Below are 18,103 nucleotides of genomic sequence, written 5' to 3'. Positions count from 1 at the left end.
GAATTTAATATGCTACTGAATCATACCTTAGTTGTCTTTATCGTCCAGAGCAGCTGCCTTTCTGACTAATTTTACAAATTCAGCGCGGTAGCCCTGCTTATCATCACCTTTGGCATTATTTGCCCAGCTTGCTATCTGCTGATAAGATGTTTTAGACAGTTCAGGATTATTACGCAATTTTTGTCCGTATGCAGCTACTGCGGCCATAAACCGTGTTTCTACTCCGGCGCTAGCAAAAGAACTGGCCAGAGCTTTCTTTTCTATAGGCAGGGAAGCCAGTTCACTTTTTTCACCATGTGGTGCTTTCCAGCGTAATTTAAGAAAAGCAATTTCTTTATTGTTTGCATTTATAGCTGGTGCTGATTTTTTGTTCTGATAACGTAAAGGATCAATACTTGGTTTACCACCGGCCAGCGTCAGTTCATATAGAACCGTCAGCTTTTTCCCCGCACCAATATCACCTGCATCAACTTTATCATTATTAAAATCTTCCTGCTTTAACTGCCGTTTTTCATAACCAATCTGGCGATACTCGAGTACCTGAGCCGGGTTAAATTCGATCTGAGCTTTGACATCTTTAGCTACCGTCACCAAAGTGGCACTCATCTCCTCCTGCAATACCTTTTGCGCTTCTTCGAGACTATCGATATAGCTGTAATTACCATTACCTGCATCGGCAATCTGAACCATCATTGCATCATTGAAATTATTAGTACCAAAACCAAGTGTAGATAATGTTATACCCTTTTCTTTTTCTCTGCTGACAAATGCTTTCAGCTCTTCTGTGCTATTAATACCAACATTAAAATCACCATCAGTAGCCAGCAATATCCGATTGATTCCACCTTTTACTTTGCCCCGTTCAGCCATCTTGTAAGCCAGCTGCAGTCCTTGACCGCCAGCGGTACTGCCCCTAGCTTCAAGTTTATTAATGGCAGCCATAATTTTGGTTTTATTACTACCAGAGGTAGATTCCAGCGCCACTCCGGCACTTCCGGCATAAGTAACAATAGAAACCTTATCTTGCGGACGCAGTTCATTTACCAGTAACTTTAATGACTGTTTAAGCAAATCCAGCCTGTCTTCACCATCCATCGAACCGGATGTATCTATCAGAAAAACAAGATTCGACGGCGGTAACTGATTAAAATTGACATCATTTGCCTTAATATTAACTCTTAACAGAATCTTATCTGTGTTCCATGGGCTGGGTGCCAGCTCATAACCGGCAGAAAAAGGAGAACCTGTTATTGACGTTAATTTCTCATTCGAAGCACTTGGAAAATAATTAATAAATTCTTCTACTCTTACCGCATCAGGATGAGGCATCCGACCTTGGGTGATAAACCGTCGGCTATTTGCATAACTGGCTGTATCCATATCCAGACTGAATGTACTGACAGGTTCAGTAGCCACCTGTTTTACCGGGTTATCAGAATAATTTTTATATTGCGCAGTATCCGGCTGCTGAGTTTCAAATACAGCCCTTGAGCCTGGACTCTGATAGACTGCCTCCCTAAATCCTATTCTGGAATCATACCCCTCGATGGATGAAGATATACTCCCTACCCCACGTACCTCATAGCCAGCAGACAAGCCCAGAAATTCCGATGACTTTTTTTCATGGCGATAATCTGATTGATTGCTGGTGCTATTCGTACTACTAACCCTATCCCTACTACTGGTGCCAGCCGTATTACAAGCACTCAGTATGCTGGTTAATAACACCATGATCAAACTACAAGAAGCTTTACGACCTATTGATTTTATTTTTAACATAAATATTCTTTATTTATCAGATAAAAATATATTATTAACATAATAGTCAAATTAACACCAGTAATTTTATTTGTTTCTTATCAGCTTTAAAATCAGCAGAGTAAAATATTAATTAGTTAATATTCGGTTGCTGAATCCGATGCTGCAACCAATGTTGACTTTATCCGTTGCACATTGAACCTATAATTAAGCTAATATTGAATATAAAGTTCTTTACAAACCAATATTGTTTAAATTTATTTAATTCAGACAATATTACCGATTAAGTTAATTATTTTTAATAGAAACTGAGGAAAATCTTATGAACGTATATTTTCTTGGCGGTGGCAATATGACAAAAGCGATTGTTGCCGGTATGACTCAGCAAGGCGGTTATGAGATTGAAGTAATTGACCGTAATCAGAATAAACGACAGTATCTAAGCGAGCGATATCAGGTACGCACCAGTGCTAAATTAACAGAACTGGCAGCCACAGATATCCTGGTACTGGCAGTTAAACCGCAAGATATGCAACAGGCTACAGCCGGTATCCGGCTTAACGGTGCACTTGTATTAAGCATAGCTGCCGGCTTAACAATAAATACTTTAAGTCAGTTTCTGGATAATCATCAGCGTATTATCCGGATTATGCCAAATACCCCCTGCCAGATTGGTCAGGGAATCTCCGGTATGTATGCACTAGCAGACATATGTGAAGCAGACAAAACCGTTGCAGAAAATATCATGCGCACAACAGGCGAAGTAGTATGGCTGGAAGAAGAAAGTGGCATTAATCGTATCGCCGGTATCAGTGGCAGTGGTCCGGCCTATGTCTTCTATTTTCTTAATGCCCTGCAACAGGCTGCCATACAACAGGGTTTCAGCCCTGAAGAAGCTCACCGTCTGACACTTGGCACATTCAAAGGTGCAGTAAATCTGGCAGAACAGTCTGGCACCGAATTTGCTCAACTACAAAAAAATGTAACATCTAAAGGTGGCACCACATTTGCTGCGACTTCAGTTTTTGACCAGCATCAGCTGACACAGGTTGTAATTGACGGTGTTGCTGCCAGTGTTGCGCGAGCAGAAGAAATGCAGCAACAACTTGCACCTATTTAAAAAATACTATTCCCATACAAAACATTATTAATTAAAAAATATATTTTTTAGTATAATTTCTGATAATGTACTTCAAGGATAGTCGAATCGACATTTTTAGACCAAACATATAAATTAATTGTTACAAACTTATCAGCTATGCTTGAAAAAACCAGTGCTGAAAAGATGAAAATGGCAACTTATCAGGCAAACAGTTTAAACAGAAAAGCAATATTTATCCAAGAAATATTGCTTTTCTGTTTTATCTAAGTATTAATACAATTAATACTTATTCTTTTAATTGCTGACGGACAGTCATTAAAGCAAAACCCAATAAATTTTTACCACGCCAAATTAAGGGGTTATCAATATTAGGTGTATCTTCAGACAATCCTATCCCCCATATTTTATCTACAGGACTAGCTTCGACTAATATTTTTTGTTTAGTGGATAATAAAAAATCGGCTAATTCCGGATTTTGTGAAAATTTAGCAAAATTACCAGCTATAACAACAGCTAAGCATCGTTCATTCCAAATATCAGGTACAAAATATGCTACTTTTCTTCCTAACAATTTCGCTAATTTTGGATTATTTGCTTTAAGAATCTCTGACACCTTTTGTTGATCATTAAACAATCTTGCCTTTTCTGCCATCATATAATGTTCAGCAGTTGGATAATAAATATTATCAATCACAAAACCACTATGATACCATTGGCTAAGACAGGATTTAGTTATCATTGAAGAGGGTTGCTTTTGCGTATGTCCCCAAAAGTATAAATATTTGAATCGTTTACCTCTGCTATATTGCTGGCGTAATTCCTGCAAATCCATATTCATTCCTCATTATATTCTATCTTTATTTTTTAAAATAAATATCAATAAATTAGTCCAAATTGATATATCTGGTATTCATTTAGCAAAGGGTTAATTGAATAAATTTTAAATTTTCTTTATCTATATCTATCCGGTAATCAGTTTTATTTATATCTTCAATATGATTATTATATTGTTTTAATGATATTGCACAGATGTCATCATTAGTACCAATATTCGGGTACAACTTGTCCCCGGAACTACCTGCTTCAGTATTAAAACCGGTATAACTGATATCGGTAAACCTACTTCATCCGTTGCACCAAAAACTTGTCAGTATATCTTGATTCATAAATATAGAGTAACTCTGAGTTAACAGCTCAATTAAACTTAAAAGTAAGAAAAATTACCAATACAAGGACATTGTATTTCAGATTAAAATTGCGGAATACAAATTTCTGTATTATGGATGCCGGATTATACCGTTGCAGATTTAAATTTTACCTTAGATAAAAGCTCATATTTATCAAATATTATTATTTATTTTTCATTTTAAGCAGAATACACTGCCAAGTTAGGGTTTGTTCTTTCAAACTTTTCCATAATATAATCTGCCTGAATCTCTTTCTACAAAACAAGATTCAACATCAGTTGAATCTTAAAGGCATTATGTGATTAGTAAAACATTATTTTTATTAGCCAGTGCACTGAGTATTATATGCTGGGCCCGGCTTCTGTTACAGTGGGCTAAATTACCTTTTCTGCATCCTCTGGCTCAGTTTTGTGTACGCAGTACCAACTGGCTGGTACGCCCTCTGCGTAAAATTATACCGCCATTGTACCAATGGGATATTGCCTGCATTCTGGCTACTGTCATTATTTATTACCTGGTATGTACGCTAAATCTGTTTATCAGCCTTAGATGGGTATTACCGGATATTCGCACTATTGCAGCCAGTCTGGCTCTTTGCATTCTGTTTTCCCTGAAAGCACTGTGCTATGTATTATTCATCGGGCTGGTAATAAGAATGTTTTTAAGTCTGAGCAAACCTTATTCAGTACTGCTATTTACCTTGCAGCGTATTTATGCTCCATTAACCCGTCCGTTTGCCTTTATGCGTATTGGTAAATATGATTTTTCTGCGACAATTATTCTGCTTGTGCTCTGGCTTTGTCTCGAATGGTGGCTGCCGCAGGCAAGCAGTAAGATTTCATACTGGCTGATATTCGGATAATGTTGTCGAATGCAAAATTATTAATAAATTATAAAAACATGCTATTATGCCCGAACTTTTTTAACAGCCTGAAATCCAGTATCTGTTATTTTCAAATCCAGATTAAGCTGTCAGTTCCTGAGCTAATTGCTTAATCGAGCTATGCAAAAGAAAGACTGTACAATGGCCAAACTCACAGAACAAGACATCCAGGCCTGGAATGGCCCTGAAGAAGAATACATGAATGAAGAACACCAAGCTTTCTTCCGTGATTTGCTGTTAAAACTCCAGGATGAGCTGATTCATAATGCCAACAATACGGCCGGACATTTACAGGAGCAGGCTACTACGCCTGATCCTGCAGATCGCGCAACACTGGAAGAAGAATATGCATTAGAACTGCGCACCCGTGACCGTGAACGTAAGTTATTAAGTAAAATTCAGGCTTCATTGCGTCAACTAGACGAAGGCGATTATGGCTTTTGTCAGGATACCGGCGAACCTATCGGTCTGAAACGGCTACTCGCTCGCCCTACTGCAACTTTGTCGGTAGAAGCGCAGGAACGGCGTGAACGAATTAAAAAACAGTTTGTTGATTAATTTATCTGTTATGGATTAAAAACGCTTTCCTGCCGGAAAGCGTTTTTGCATTATTGCTACATATCATCATTGCGATAATGCATGCCTTACCGCTGATTTGCTTAAATATTAACTGCTGCTAATTATTTGAAATTAATTCAATAGAAATCATAAAAGGTTGATATAACAGCGATGTACAGGTTAAGCATAAAAAGTACAATCCCGCGGTTGAATAGCCTCAGAGACAGTATTTTCCCTGCGCCAGCAAAGCTTTCACAGGTGCAAAATCCTGCCGATGCTGTGGCAGTACACCAAACTGCTGCAATGCAGCAAGATGTGCGGCTGTACCATAGCCTTTATGACGGGCAAAACCATACTGCGGATAACATTTATCCAGCTCATACATCTCTGCATCACGTGCCGTTTTGGCCAGAATAGAGGCGGCAGAAATAGCGGCTATTTTGAGATCGCCTTTAACTACTGCTTCTGCCGGCAACGTCATATCAGCAGGTATGCGATTGCCATCTATCCACACTTTAGCCGGCTGAATATGTAAACCGGCTACAGCACGAGCCATGGCACGCATAGTTGCAAACAGAATATTAAACTGGTGTATTTCTGCCACGTCTGCTGCAGCTACAGACCATGCAGTTGCCTGCTGCTTAATTAATATTGCCAGCTCATCACGCTTTTTCTCGGACAATTTTTTTGAATCAGTAAGACCGGGTAAATCATAATCTGCCGGTAAAATAACAGCTGCTGCATATACACTGCCAACTAACGGACCACGACCGGCTTCGTCTACACCGGCATGGCTGGGTAAAACCATCAGCTCTGTATTCATATTTGCCCCGTTGCATGCTGCAATACCGCCTGTGCAGACAGTTCATCAGTATTCAAACGCAGCTGCTGATGTAGTGCTGAAAAGTCTGCCTGCAAATCCTGTACTTCCTGTGGCGATTCATACCAGTGAATCACAGCCTCTGCCAGTTTTTGTGGCGTTGCATTACTTTGCAGTAATTCAGGTACCACACCTCTGTCTAGCAGAATATTAGGCAAACCAACATACGGCACTTTAATTTTATGTTTGACATATGCATAGGTTAAAGGTGAGATTTTATAGCTGATTACCATCGGGCATTGGCATAAAGCCACTTCGAGCGTGGCCGTACCGCTGGTAACCAGTGCAACATCGGCTGCCTGACAGGCCATTTCTGCATGTGCAGACATTAAACGTATCGGCAGTTTTTGCCACACCGGCTGAGCCAGAATATCCTGCATACGCTGCCGTGTTGCCGCCGTAGCCAGTGGTAGTAAAAACTGAGCTTGAGGATAACGCTGGTGAATAATTTCAGCAGCCTGTAAAAAAATCGGTGCCATGAAATCAATTTCACTGACCCGGCTGCCCGGCATTAAAACAAACACTGGAGCCTGTTCAGACAGTTTCAGCTGCTGTCTTTTCGCCTTTCTGTCAATAACCAGTGGCAAAGTCTGAGCAAGAGGATGCCCGACAAAACGTGCCCGTCCGCCTGCCTGCCGGTATAGTTCCGGTTCCATCGGAAACAGGCATAATACCTCGTCCACCTGTTTAACAATCTTTTTTACCCGTTTACGCCGCCATGCCCAGACAGACGGACTGACATAATGTACGGTAGCAATACCGGCCTGTTTTAAACTTTCGGCAACACCCAGATTGAAATCCGGTGCATCAATACCGACAAATACCTGTGGTCTGATTTGTTTCAGTGAACGAATCAGGCCGCGACGAATGGCCAGAATTTCCGGTAATTTTTTGACAACTTCAACAAAACCGCGTACTGCCAGTTTTTCCTGATCATAGAGACTTTGTATTCCGGCTGCCAGCATCCGCGGTCCGCCAATACCAACAAACTGTACCCGCGGATATCGTGTACGAATCGCATTCATCAAATGGGCACCCAGCAAATCACCAGATGCTTCGCCGGCACACAAGGCTATGGTTAAAATGGGAAGTTCAGTTGCAGCTTTATTCATAGCAGGATAGCAGTTTTATAAGCAACTATTATAGTAAGACGTAATAGATAGCAAGTTTAGCAGGCGATAGTGTATTCCCGAAGGGTACCATAAAAATTAAAAGCCCAAGCAAACGGCTTGGGCTTTTATATTGGGGTGGCTGATGGGGCTCGAACCCACGACGACTGGAATCACAATCCAGGGCTCTACCAACTGAGCTACAGCCACCATAAAACTTTAAACTTTGGTGCGCCCGACAGGAATCGAACCTGTAACCCCCGGCTTAGAAGGCCGGTGCTCTATCCGGTTGAGCTACGGGCGCGTACTCTCAAATCTATCCGGACAAGGATTCGGTCGATATGGTCGGGGTGGTGGGATTCGAACTCACGACCCTCTGCTCCCAAAGCAGATGCGCTAACCAGACTGCGCTACACCCCGACGAGAGAGGCGAACTATACAGCCATGAAAAACTATCGTCAAGAGGTAAAGTAAATTTTTTTGCCATATTTTTGAAATATGGCTGATTTATATGAACAGCTATATACAAAAGCAGATGAAACCGCTTAAAAAAAATGCGACAATGCTATTCTTGTAAATATTAGCTGATAGTTACCTGCCATCGGCATAATTTTTTTCTCTGGAATTTTCTCATGACCGCTCAACTCATTGATGGTAAAAAAATTTCTCAACAAATCCTGCAAGAATTAACCATTCGTGTACAGCAGCGTCTGGATAATCAGCTACGCCGCCCCTGTCTGGCTGTGGTTCTGGTTGGTGAAGATCCGGCCAGTACAGTATATGTACGCAATAAAAAGCGTGCCTGTGAAACCATTGGCTTTGAATCCCGCAGTTACGAGCTGCCTGTACATACCACAGAAGCCGAATTACTGGCCTTGATTGACGAAATGAATGCAGATAATGGTATAGACGGAATTCTGGTGCAATTACCACTGCCTGCACATATTGACAGTCAGCAGGTACTGGAACGGATTGTGCCTCATAAAGATGTAGATGGTTTTCATCCGTATAATGTTGGCCGGCTGGCGGTAAAAATGCCACTAATGCGTCCGTGTACACCTAAAGGGGTAATGACATTACTGGATGCCTGTCAGGTACCAGTCACCGGTAAAAAAGCTGTTGTAGTAGGCGCTTCAAATATTGTCGGCCGGCCACAGGCGTTAGAATTACTTCTGGCACGTGCGACAGTCACAATCTGTCATAGTGCCACCCGGAATCTGGCACAGGAAGTTGCTGCTGCTGATATTGTGGTTGTAGGCGTCGGCATTCCGAACTTTGTTAAAGGTGAATGGATTAAACCCGGGGCTGTAGTAATAGATGTGGGAATTAACCGTCTGGAAAACGGACAGTTGTGCGGGGATGTAGAGTTTGATGCAGCCAGAGAACGTGCATCTATGATTACACCGGTACCGGGCGGAGTAGGCCCTATGACCATAGCTACCTTAATGGAAAACACATTGAAAGCAGCAGAAATTCACGATACAAAACAATCGTGATGTTATCGGTAAAGCTATATTGTGTATTGATTACACACTAATATCAGCCATCATACAAAACAACAAACATGTTTGCTTGGTAAAATAGACATACCAGTCTTCTGACCTACACTTGATTATGATGCCGTAGAATGGCTGCTGGTTAAAACAGCTATCCTTATTTACAACCCTAATTGTGGTATTAACCTGATGTATCAATTTTTTCTGGACGCCTGTGCTGCTCTGCGCCTGCGCTTTTATCCCAAAACACATTATAGTTACAATCCATTAATCTTCGTTACCGTTTTACTTGCGCTTGGTCTGATGAATATGGCCAATATGTCACAGATTCTGGGACGGCAAACCGGTATAACTATCTTTGTCATTGTGTTAACAGTGGTGCGCTGGGGTGTTCTGAGCATGGCAATGGAGATCATTCTGGGCTACTACAATAAGCAGCCAGGATACTGGTATGGTTATGTACTGGCCACTGAGGTGCTGATCCTGCCTACACTGGCCACACTATACTGGCCACAGGTATTAGCCGCTCCGGGATCTTTATGGCTACTATGGACATTGGTAGTGCAAATCTGTGGTTTTGTCCGTATCAGTCAGCAAAATATATTTAAAGTATTTTTGGGATATATTATCTATCACTTAATGTTTTTTCTGGCCGGAGGCATACTGCTATTGTTATTCAGCACCATGGGCTGGGTGGATATTAACAGCATGTCAGATGCATTTCGGCAAATACTGGAAGCACAGTCAGCTGGGACAGGTATGCGCTGATACAGATGTGGAAACAGGCCGGTTCAGCTATAATACATGATGTTTTTGGTACGGTTTAAACCATTTCGCTCTGTACATCCCAAATTTGCCTGATTGGTTTTGTTGATTTAAAAAGGAATAAGCATGACGTTAAAAGTTGCCATTAATGGTTATGGCCGTATTGGCCGCCAGGTATTGCGTGCAATCTATGACTATAACTTGAGCAATCAGTTGGAAATTGTTGCGGTAAATGCCAGCGGTTCACTGGAAACCAGTGCACACCTGACAAAATTTGATACGGTTCATGGCCGTTTTGCCGCAGATGTTTCATCTGATAATGATGCTTTAATTATTAATGGCGACCGCATCCGTTTTTTTTCTACCCGTAACCCAGCAGAATTACCCTGGGGTGAACTGGGTATCGACCTGGTGCTGGAATGTACCGGTGCTTTTACTACCAAAGAAAAAGCCAGCATTCATTTACAAAGTGGTGCCAAAAAAGTTCTGATTTCCGCACCCGGCGGTGCCGATGTAGATGCTACCGTGGTATACGGAGTTAATCATCAGGTATTAAGACCGGAAATGACAGTAATATCCAATGGTTCTTGCACAACAAACTGTCTGGCACCGGTAGCAAAAGCCATTAACGACGAACTGGGAATGGTAAAAGGCTTAATGACAACTATTCATTCATTTACCAATGATCAGGTACTGACTGATGTTCGCCATAAAGATTTACGCCGTGCCCGCAGTGCTGTTGAAAATCTGATTCCGACCAAAACCGGAGCAGCCAAGGCTGTAGGACTGGTATTACCGGAATTACAGGGTAAGTTTGATGGCTTTGCAGTACGTGTTCCCACAATTAATGTTTCACTGGTTGATTTAACGTTTGAAGCCGCCCGTAACACCAGTGTCGAAGAAGTTAATGCCATAGTTAAAGCAGCCAGTGAAGGCAGTATGAAACATATTCTGGGCTACAATACTCTGCCATTGGTTTCCACCGATTTTAATCATACAACTCAGGCTTCCATATTTGACAGTACATTAACTAAAGTTACCAATGGTAATATGGTAAAAGTACTGGCCTGGTATGACAATGAATGGGGCTTTAGCTGCCAGATGCTGAATACTGCACGTGCTATGTTTGGCATGGAAGTTACACCACTCGCTTAACCCGTTTTACCAGCAGAAGTACAGGCTGTCTGAATCCGCTTATACAGGCTTCAGACAGCCTGAACCTATTGTGGCAAACAGAATCAGTACCTGTTGCCATACAAACACCAGAACAAATTCAACCAAGTTAATATTAATCTTGGCAATTTTTCTCTGACAGACAACGCTGATATTTCTTTTCCGCTTCATTGAGGCACAAATTATGCTTAACTATCATTTGCAACCCCATTCTCTGACTCAGCATCTGTGGCAAGTACGCCTTAGTTTTACACAACTGGATAATCAGAACTTCAGTCTGAGTTTACCCAGCTGGGTGCCCGGTAGTTATATGATTCGTGATTTTGCCCGTCATATTGTCACTTTATCGGCCAGTTGCAACAATACACCGGCATCAGCCGAACAGATAAATAAAAACACCTGGGCTTGCAACGGACAGGTAGGTAAATGGGAGATCACTTATCTGGTATATGCTTTCGATACTTCAGTGCGTGGTTCTTTTTTAAATACTGAACGAGGTTTCTTTGACGGTGCCTGTCTGTTTTTACGGCATAATCAGCGTGAACAGGAAAACTGCCAGTTAATCATTACCGGCCTGCCTGAAAACTGGGATATTGCCACTACCATGCCGCAAACATCACAGTCCCATGTTTATCAGGTAAATAATTACCGCTCTTTAATTGATTATCCGGTGGAAATGGGCTATTTGCTGCGTCTGCCATTTAGTGCAGGCGGCATTGAACATGAAATTGTTATCAGCGGCCATTTCTCATCTTTTGATCAGCAGCGTCTGGTAGATGATGTAAGCAAAATATGTGCCAGTGAAATTGCTATGTTTGCCGCACCGGCACCGTTTGAACGCTACAGCTTTTTACTTTTTGTCGGAAATGGCATTTATGGCGGACTGGAACATAAATCCTCCTCTGCCCTCATGGCCGACCGGCATGATCTGCCGCAAAAAGACGGAAAAAATACCGACGCTTATATTACATTACTGGGTTTGTTCAGCCATGAATATTTTCATGCATGGAACGTAAAATCTATTATTCCTTCTGCATTTTTAAACAGTAAACTGGATGATGAAGCTTATACACAGCTGTTGTGGGCTTTTGAAGGTATCACTTCCTATTATGATGACTGGTTTCTGGTACGCAGCGGTGTGATTACACCAGAACAGTATCTGCAATTACTGGCCAAAACCATTACCCGTGTACAACAGGGTGCCGGCCGTTTAAAGCAAAGTCTGGCAGATTCCAGCTTTACTGCATGGACAAAATATTACAAACAGAATGAAAACAGTGCCAACAGTATTGTCAGCTATTACCAGAAAGGCGCACTGGCAGCTCTGTGTCTGGATCACTATATCCGCCGGCATACCGGCCAGCAAAAAAATCTGGATGATATTATGCGTGCCCTGTATCAGGACTGGCGTCAGCGAGGTATGGGGCTGGCGGAAAATGAATGGCTGAAAATAGCCCAGCAAGCTACCGGAACAGACTTAACTCAGGTTTATCAGCAATACATTATGACCACGGCAGACTTGCCTCTGGCAGAACAACTACAGCAGGCTGGTGTACAGCTTCACTGGGCTGCTCTGCCTCGCCAGCATGGTGGTGCATATGTTGAGCATTATTCTGTTGCCGAACAGCCCGATGCAGATCTGGGTGCCCGCGTTCAGCCAGCCTCATTCGGTGTTAGCCTACAACAAGTATTTAATCAAGGCAGTGCCGAGAATGCAGGTATGAGTGCTGGTGACCAGCTTATTGCTATTAATGATGAAATTATTACCGATTTTAATAAGCAGTGGGCACGTATTCATGCTGGTGAAACAGTACAGATACACTTCATCCGTGATGGTTTGCTGCGACAGACTACCTTACAGGCGCAGGCAGCATTAACAGATACTGCGCTGCTGAGTATTGATGATATATTGCTGTTACAGCAATGGTTACAGCCACAATCTTAAATTCAACCGCATATTTTTACCGTTATCTTTACAATGATTTTAGAATGACAAAAATAGCGAACATTTTTTTATGTTGCTGCGTGTGTTTAATCATTAGCAGCTGTCGATCCAATGATAATTCTAACCAGTTACCCGACAACTTTTATAAAGTATCTGACGATATATACCGCTCTGAACAACCCTCTTTAAAAGAGATTGAACAACTTAATAAAATAGGGATTAAAACGATAATTAACTTGCGTTTATGGCATAGTGATCGGAATAAACTGACCAATACAGGAATTGCTGAGATTCGGATTAATATGCGGGCAGGTAAGGTTACTGATGAAAAAATAATTCAAATCCTCAAGGCCATCAAAAATTCTCCTAAACCGATATTAATTCATTGCTGGCATGGCAGTGACCGCACAGGCGTAGTTATCGCGATGTATCGGTTAATTTTTCAGAATTGGACAAAAAAACAGGTTATCAATGAATTGATGAAACCTGAACTGGAACATCATTACAATGTTTACCCTAACATACAAAGATATATTGAAGATGCTGATGTTGAAAAAATTCGTCAGGCTGTATTTGAATAATTCCATGATGGAATAAATAAATTAAAAGTATAGTATCAAATCAACAATCTGATTTAATAAAAATTCAAAGTAATATTGACTTTCATACTGGGAATATTGTGTATTCATGTCAGCAGATTTAACTATAACTCTCGTTCTGCCGGGTTTATTATGGCCGCATCAGGAAGCTGCGGTACCTGACTTACAGCTACCGGCACTGAATACTCTGCGGCAATGGAGTAAACATACATCACAAATCATAAGCAGGAGTCAGTTATACCAGCAATATCTGTGGGAAGGTTCTTGGGTACAACAGGCTCAGCAGCAATTAAACTTAAACCGGGAATATTGCGGCTTTATTGTCACACCTATAAACCAGACCGCCGGTATGCATCAACTTCAGTATCTTGACGGAAATGCGCTTGGTTTGAATCCAGAAGAGGCAAAAGCTTTCTGTGAAGTATTGAGCACATGGTTACAGTCAGACGGCTGGCGGTTTTCTCCGGTCAGACCGGATTTATGGCTGGTTACCACGCCACGGGTAATTGATTTTACCCTGTCTTCTTTACTTGATTTGTCCGGCTGCATTGATGGCACCGTCAAACCTTCGGGTAAAGATGCAACCCTGATTCTGCAACAGCAAACTGAGCTGCAAATGTTGCTGCATCAGCATCCACTAAATCAGCAGCGCAGCACACGCGGTCTGCCCTCAATTAATAGTTTATGGTTTGAAAAAGACCTTATTGGCACAGCAAACCACGACACAAGAGTTTATACTAATAGCTCGTGGGCGTTGCATGCGCATGAACTACCAGTAAATTACGCAGCATTAATGGATACTCTGTCAGATTCAGACCGGCAGAAAATTGTATTGTTTAATGATAGTTTATGCTTACCAGTAAATCAGGGTGATGTTTATACCTATGCACAAATAATGCATCAATGGGAACAAGACTGGTGGCAACCTTTGCTGTCAGGATTAAAAAACAGACATATCAGCCAGCTGAATATCAGGTGTGAAGCCGGATTGCTTCCGATTCGCAAGCCCAGATTTCGTTTGTTCCGGACTAAAACCCAACCTTTTACCGGATTAAATTTATGAAGCCGGCACATATTATTACCCGTTCGGTAGATACTGATGCTATGCAAACTCTGCTTGCTCAGGGTGTTGATCCTCTGCTAGCCAAACTGTATGCAACACGAGCAGTTAAAAACAAAAGTGAAACTGAATACAATTTGTCTGCGCTGTTACCGTTTCAGAATTTGAAAAATATTCAGGCTGCCAGTGAGCGACTGGCCCAGGCAATCGAATGGCAGGAAAAAATTCTGATTGTTGCCGATTATGATGCAGACGGAGCCACAGCATGTGCCTTAGGGATACGCGGATTACAGGCAATGGGAGCGCAAACCGATTTTTTCGTCCCCAACCGGTTTGAACATGGTTATGGATTAACTGAACAAATTGCTGAGCTTGCTGCTCAGGCAGGTACAAACCTACTGCTTACCGTAGATAATGGTATTGCCAGTGTAGCCGGTGTACAACGCGCACAACAGCTAGGCATGGACGTTTTGATTACTGACCACCATCTGCCGGGTGAACAACTGCCTGAATGTATTATTGTTAATCCTAATCAGCCAGGTGATCAATTTCCCAGTAAAGCACTAGCTGGGGTGGGTGTGATGTTCTACGTACTAATGGCTTTACGTTACCATCTGCGCCAGCAAAACTGGTTTAGTAAACATCCGGAACCCAATCTTGCTCAATGGCTTGATCTGGTGGCACTGGGCACCATCGCCGATGTGGTACCTCTCGATCAGAATAATCGCCTGCTGGTAACTCAGGGACTCAGAAGAATTAAAGCTGATAAAATGCAAGCAGGAATACGCGCCTTGTTTGCAGTGGCCAAACGCAACCCGCAACAGGCACATGCATTTGATCTGGGTTTTGCTATCGGACCCCGTCTGAATGCTGCCGGCAGACTGGATGATATGAGTCTGGGTATAGCCTGTCTGTTGAGCGATGATATGGAAAGTGCAACCGATCTGGCTGAACAATTGAATGATCTGAATCATGAACGTCGTCAGATTCAGCGCAGCATGCAGGATGAAGCTAATCTGCAACTGGCCGGCTTCAATACAGAAAACAGCTATAGCATCGTTGCTTATCATGATAACTGGCATCAGGGAGTAACCGGTATTTTAGCAGGCCGGTTACGCGAAACCTTTCATCGACCCAGTATTGTTTTTGCTCAGGCAGAAGATGGTATATTACGCGGCTCCGGCCGGTCTATTACCGGTTTACATCTGCGTGATGCACTGGATATAGTCAGTAAACGCCGGCCGGATATTATCCAGAAGTTTGGCGGACATGCTATGGCTGCAGGCTTAAGTATTTCCGAAATACATCTGGCAGCTTTCCAAAATGAATTTGAGGCAGTCTGCAGGCAACTCATCCGGCCGGCAGATTTAAACTATACGTACCAGACTGATGGTTCATTAGACAATCAATATCTGAACTTAGCCACAGCACAGCAACTGGCGGCTCTGGTATGGGGTCAGAATTTTCCTGAACCCTGTTTTTGCGATGAATTTAAAGTAATCAGACAACAAATAGTGGGTACCGGCCATATTAAAGCAGTGTTACACAAGAACAACTATGAATATGAAGTTATGTTTTTCCGCTGTACAGCCACCTTACCGGAACATATCCGCGTGGTTTACCGGCTAGTTGCCAATCAGTGGCGTCAGCAAATGGAGTTGCAGTTATATGCGGATTACTGGGAAATTTGTACCTGAATCAATATACAGGCTGTTTAAATACACAAATTCACTTATAATTAGCACAATTAAACATTAACATGGCTTTACTATAGCTTTCGGTTATTGAAAATTAGCCGATAATATACTGGAATAACCGTATTCCGGATAAATTGAAACAGGTGCAATATCCATTTGAATGTAAACTCAAAAGTTATTGAGATAGGAATTAGTTTGTATGAGTGTAGGATTGATTCGGGTTTTATATAAGCACCAGATTATTGATGCTGAGAAAGCAGAAAAACTGCGTCAGGAATTAGAGCAGAAACACCCGGTAATACCGGCTCTGTTACAATCCGGAGCTATTGATGCCGATAAACTGGCCAGTTTTCTGTCCGGTGTATTCAGTATTCCTTACCTGAATCTGGAGCTATATAATCAAAGTCTGGTTCCTATGGATTTAATTGATTTGAATATTATGCAGCAATATATTTGCGTGCCGCTATTCAAACGCAGTAATCGCATGTTTCTGGCCGTATCCGATCCTACATCAATTCAGCATTATCAAAAAATTGCCACTGATGCCGGCTGTGTACTGAATCTGGTTATTGTCCGCGACGACCAGCTACGCCTGCTACTGGAGAATATTAGTCAGGAATCTACCAGCCTTCTTGAGGGTATGGATTCAGTTGGCGACTCGACTGCAGCAGAAAATAATGCTATGTCTGCCGACGATGAAGAAGGCGAAAACGGACCGGTCGCCAGATTTGTCTTTAAAGTACTGGGAGATGCTTTAAATAGTGGCGCATCAGATATTCATTTTGAATTTTACGAAGAAATGGCACGTGTTCGCTTCCGTGTTGACGGACAGTTGCGTGAAGTTGTACGTATGCCACTGAATATCCGTAATCAGATTGCTTCACGTATTAAGGTAATGTCCAAACTGGATATTTCAGAAAAACGCATCCCTCAGGACGGGCGTATTCAGATTCAGTTCCGTAAAGGTGCCAAGCCGATTGATTTCCGTGTCAGCACACTACCTACTCTGTTTGGTGAAAAAATTGTAATGCGTATCCTGAATTCGGATGCAGCTACTCTGAATATCGAACAGCTTGGTTTTGAACCATTTCAGAAAGAGTTACTGCTCGAAGCTATCCACCGGCCGTATGGTATGGTGCTGGTTACCGGCCCTACTGGTTCCGGTAAAACCGTATCACTGTATACCTGCCTTAATATTCTTAATACTGACAGTGTTAATATTTCCACTGCTGAAGATCCGGCAGAAATTAACCTGCCCGGTATTAATCAGGTAAATGTTAATGATAAACAGGGACTGACATTCGCTGCAGCGTTAAAATCGTTTCTGCGTCAGGATCCGGATATCATTATGGTGGGGGAAATCCGGGATCTGGAAACAGCTGATATTGCCATTAAGGCTGCACAAACCGGTCATATGGTATTTTCAACCCTGCATACCAATAATGCCCCGGCTACTTTATCCCGTATGCTGAATATGGGTGTCGCACCATTCAATATTGCCAGCTCTGTTAATCTGATTATGGCACAGCGTCTGGTACGGCGTTTATGCACCTGCAAAGCTCCGGCAGAACGCCCGCCTGAACAAGCATTAAAAAAAGCTGGTTTTTCAGATGAAGATCTGGCTAAGGAATGGACATTTTACCGGCCAGTCGGCTGTGAGAGATGTAAAGGTAAAGGTTATAAAGGACGTGCCGGCGTGTACGAAGTTATGCCGGTCAGCGATGAAATGCAACGTATTATCATGAATAATGGTAATGAAGTTGATATCAGCACTCAGGCGCTCAAGGAAGGTCTGGTCGATTTACGTCATGCCGGTTTACTGAAAGTCATGGAAGGCATTACGTCTCTGGACGAGATTCTTGCAAGCACTAATGATTAAAACTGATTGTTC

At 42.2% G+C, this 18,103-nt stretch carries 15 protein-coding genes and 3 tRNA genes; 11 read left to right on the top strand and 7 right to left on the bottom strand.

What is annotated here, in order from left to right:
* Positions 1-27: 27 nt before the first annotated feature.
* Complete coding sequence (locus tag GY065_RS01820) at positions 28-1,779, bottom strand: VWA domain-containing protein (protein ID WP_174832886.1); 1,752 nt, start codon at positions 1,777-1,779, stop codon at positions 28-30.
* 301 nt (positions 1,780-2,080) lie between these two features.
* On the opposite strand from GY065_RS01820, the gene proC reads away from it, so the two are divergent.
* The gene (gene proC, locus GY065_RS01815) at positions 2,081-2,878 is read left to right on the top strand and encodes a pyrroline-5-carboxylate reductase (RefSeq protein WP_174832885.1); all 798 of its coding nucleotides are present in this window, start codon (positions 2,081-2,083) and stop codon (positions 2,876-2,878) included.
* 268 nt (positions 2,879-3,146) lie between these two features.
* On the opposite strand, the gene GY065_RS01810 is transcribed toward proC, so the two are convergent.
* Positions 3,147-3,692 (bottom strand): NADAR family protein, encoded by a 546-nt coding sequence (locus tag GY065_RS01810; protein ID WP_244621465.1) that lies wholly within the window; start codon positions 3,690-3,692, stop codon positions 3,147-3,149.
* 653 nt (positions 3,693-4,345) lie between these two features.
* Between GY065_RS01810 and GY065_RS01805 the strand changes: the two genes are divergently transcribed.
* The gene (locus GY065_RS01805; RefSeq protein WP_174832883.1) at positions 4,346-4,909 is read left to right on the top strand and encodes a YggT family protein; all 564 of its coding nucleotides are present in this window, start codon (positions 4,346-4,348) and stop codon (positions 4,907-4,909) included.
* Positions 4,910-5,071: 162 nt separating this feature from the next.
* Complete coding sequence (dksA, locus tag GY065_RS01800; protein ID WP_025329875.1) at positions 5,072-5,488, top strand: RNA polymerase-binding protein DksA; 417 nt, start codon at positions 5,072-5,074, stop codon at positions 5,486-5,488.
* 217 nt (positions 5,489-5,705) lie between these two features.
* Here the strand turns inward: dksA and rnhB are convergent, their stop codons facing one another.
* The 5 genes from rnhB to GY065_RS01775 all read right to left on the bottom strand — a co-directional run bounded on the left by rnhB (position 5,706) and on the right by GY065_RS01775 (position 7,897).
* Complete coding sequence (gene rnhB / locus GY065_RS01795; protein ID WP_100125693.1) at positions 5,706-6,311, bottom strand: ribonuclease HII; 606 nt, start codon at positions 6,309-6,311, stop codon at positions 5,706-5,708.
* Positions 6,308-7,480, bottom strand: a complete 1,173-nt coding sequence (gene lpxB / locus GY065_RS01790; RefSeq protein ID WP_084563534.1) for a lipid-A-disaccharide synthase — start codon at positions 7,478-7,480, stop codon at positions 6,308-6,310. Before lpxB ends, rnhB begins: the two co-directional genes overlap by 4 nt.
* A 131-nt stretch (positions 7,481-7,611) precedes the next feature.
* A tRNA-His gene (locus tag GY065_RS01785) sits at positions 7,612-7,687 on the bottom strand.
* A gap of 17 nt (positions 7,688-7,704) precedes the next feature.
* Positions 7,705-7,781, bottom strand: a tRNA-Arg gene (locus GY065_RS01780).
* Positions 7,782-7,819: 38 nt separating this feature from the next.
* Positions 7,820-7,897, bottom strand: a tRNA-Pro gene (locus GY065_RS01775).
* Positions 7,898-8,109: 212 nt separating this feature from the next.
* Here GY065_RS01775 and folD point away from each other — a divergent pair.
* The 8 genes from folD (at position 8,110) to pilB (ending at position 18,091) form a co-directional block, all read left to right on the top strand.
* On the top strand, positions 8,110-8,973 hold the full coding sequence (folD, locus tag GY065_RS01770; protein WP_078475019.1) for a bifunctional methylenetetrahydrofolate dehydrogenase/methenyltetrahydrofolate cyclohydrolase FolD: 864 nt from the start codon (positions 8,110-8,112) through the stop codon (positions 8,971-8,973).
* A 189-nt stretch (positions 8,974-9,162) separates the two neighbouring features.
* A complete protein-coding gene (locus tag GY065_RS01765) occupies positions 9,163-9,741 on the top strand; it encodes a hypothetical protein (RefSeq protein WP_174832882.1) in 579 nt (192 codons plus the stop codon).
* A 123-nt stretch (positions 9,742-9,864) separates the two neighbouring features.
* Complete coding sequence (gene gap / locus GY065_RS01760) at positions 9,865-10,893, top strand: type I glyceraldehyde-3-phosphate dehydrogenase (RefSeq protein ID WP_174832881.1); 1,029 nt, start codon at positions 9,865-9,867, stop codon at positions 10,891-10,893.
* A 202-nt stretch (positions 10,894-11,095) separates the two neighbouring features.
* On the top strand, positions 11,096-12,856 hold the full coding sequence (locus tag GY065_RS01755) for a M61 family metallopeptidase (RefSeq protein WP_174832880.1): 1,761 nt from the start codon (positions 11,096-11,098) through the stop codon (positions 12,854-12,856).
* 44 nt (positions 12,857-12,900) lie between these two features.
* Complete coding sequence (locus tag GY065_RS01750) at positions 12,901-13,437, top strand: tyrosine-protein phosphatase (protein WP_174832879.1); 537 nt, start codon at positions 12,901-12,903, stop codon at positions 13,435-13,437.
* Between the two features lie 106 nt (positions 13,438-13,543).
* Positions 13,544-14,518 carry a hypothetical protein gene (locus GY065_RS01745; RefSeq protein WP_174832878.1) on the top strand — a complete coding sequence of 325 codons (975 nt, stop codon included), beginning with the start codon at positions 13,544-13,546 and terminating at the stop codon, positions 14,516-14,518.
* Entirely contained in the window at positions 14,515-16,212 is a 1,698-nt protein-coding gene (gene recJ / locus GY065_RS01740) for a single-stranded-DNA-specific exonuclease RecJ (RefSeq protein ID WP_174832877.1), read from the top strand. The genes GY065_RS01745 and recJ overlap by 4 nt, the downstream gene beginning before the upstream one ends.
* 199 nt (positions 16,213-16,411) lie before the next feature.
* Positions 16,412-18,091: a type IV-A pilus assembly ATPase PilB gene (gene pilB, locus GY065_RS01735; RefSeq protein ID WP_174832876.1), complete on the top strand. Its 1,680-nt coding sequence runs from the start codon at positions 16,412-16,414 to the stop codon at positions 18,089-18,091.
* Positions 18,092-18,103: the final 12 nt, after the last annotated feature.

The sequence above is a fragment of the Snodgrassella sp. ESL0323 genome (genome assembly GCF_013346865.1).
In the GTDB taxonomy this organism is placed as follows: Bacteria; Pseudomonadota; Gammaproteobacteria; order Burkholderiales; family Neisseriaceae; genus Snodgrassella; species Snodgrassella alvi.
This window is presented reverse-complemented; position numbering and strand designations above follow the sequence as displayed.

What these genes read in the sequence shown, in the direction of transcription:
- GY065_RS01745 (WP_174832878.1), top strand. Translation starts at nt 13,544, where the DNA reads ATGTCAGCAGATTTAACTATAACTCTCGTTCTGCCGGGTTTATTATGG.
- proC (WP_174832885.1), top strand. Translation starts at nt 2,081, where the DNA reads ATGAACGTATATTTTCTTGGCGGTGGCAATATGACAAAAGCGATTGTT.
- GY065_RS01820 (WP_174832886.1), bottom strand. Translation starts at nt 1,779, where the DNA reads ATGTTAAAAATAAAATCAATAGGTCGTAAAGCTTCTTGTAGTTTGATC.
- GY065_RS01765 (WP_174832882.1), top strand. Translation starts at nt 9,163, where the DNA reads ATGTATCAATTTTTTCTGGACGCCTGTGCTGCTCTGCGCCTGCGCTTT.
- lpxB (WP_084563534.1), bottom strand. Translation starts at nt 7,480, where the DNA reads ATGAATAAAGCTGCAACTGAACTTCCCATTTTAACCATAGCCTTGTGT.
- recJ (WP_174832877.1), top strand. Translation starts at nt 14,515, where the DNA reads ATGAAGCCGGCACATATTATTACCCGTTCGGTAGATACTGATGCTATG.
- pilB (WP_174832876.1), top strand. Translation starts at nt 16,412, where the DNA reads ATGAGTGTAGGATTGATTCGGGTTTTATATAAGCACCAGATTATTGAT.
- GY065_RS01810 (WP_244621465.1), bottom strand. Translation starts at nt 3,692, where the DNA reads ATGGATTTGCAGGAATTACGCCAGCAATATAGCAGAGGTAAACGATTC.
- dksA (WP_025329875.1), top strand. Translation starts at nt 5,072, where the DNA reads ATGGCCAAACTCACAGAACAAGACATCCAGGCCTGGAATGGCCCTGAA.
- GY065_RS01750 (WP_174832879.1), top strand. Translation starts at nt 12,901, where the DNA reads ATGACAAAAATAGCGAACATTTTTTTATGTTGCTGCGTGTGTTTAATC.
- gap (WP_174832881.1), top strand. Translation starts at nt 9,865, where the DNA reads ATGACGTTAAAAGTTGCCATTAATGGTTATGGCCGTATTGGCCGCCAG.
- folD (WP_078475019.1), top strand. Translation starts at nt 8,110, where the DNA reads ATGACCGCTCAACTCATTGATGGTAAAAAAATTTCTCAACAAATCCTG.
- GY065_RS01755 (WP_174832880.1), top strand. Translation starts at nt 11,096, where the DNA reads ATGCTTAACTATCATTTGCAACCCCATTCTCTGACTCAGCATCTGTGG.
- rnhB (WP_100125693.1), bottom strand. Translation starts at nt 6,311, where the DNA reads ATGAATACAGAGCTGATGGTTTTACCCAGCCATGCCGGTGTAGACGAA.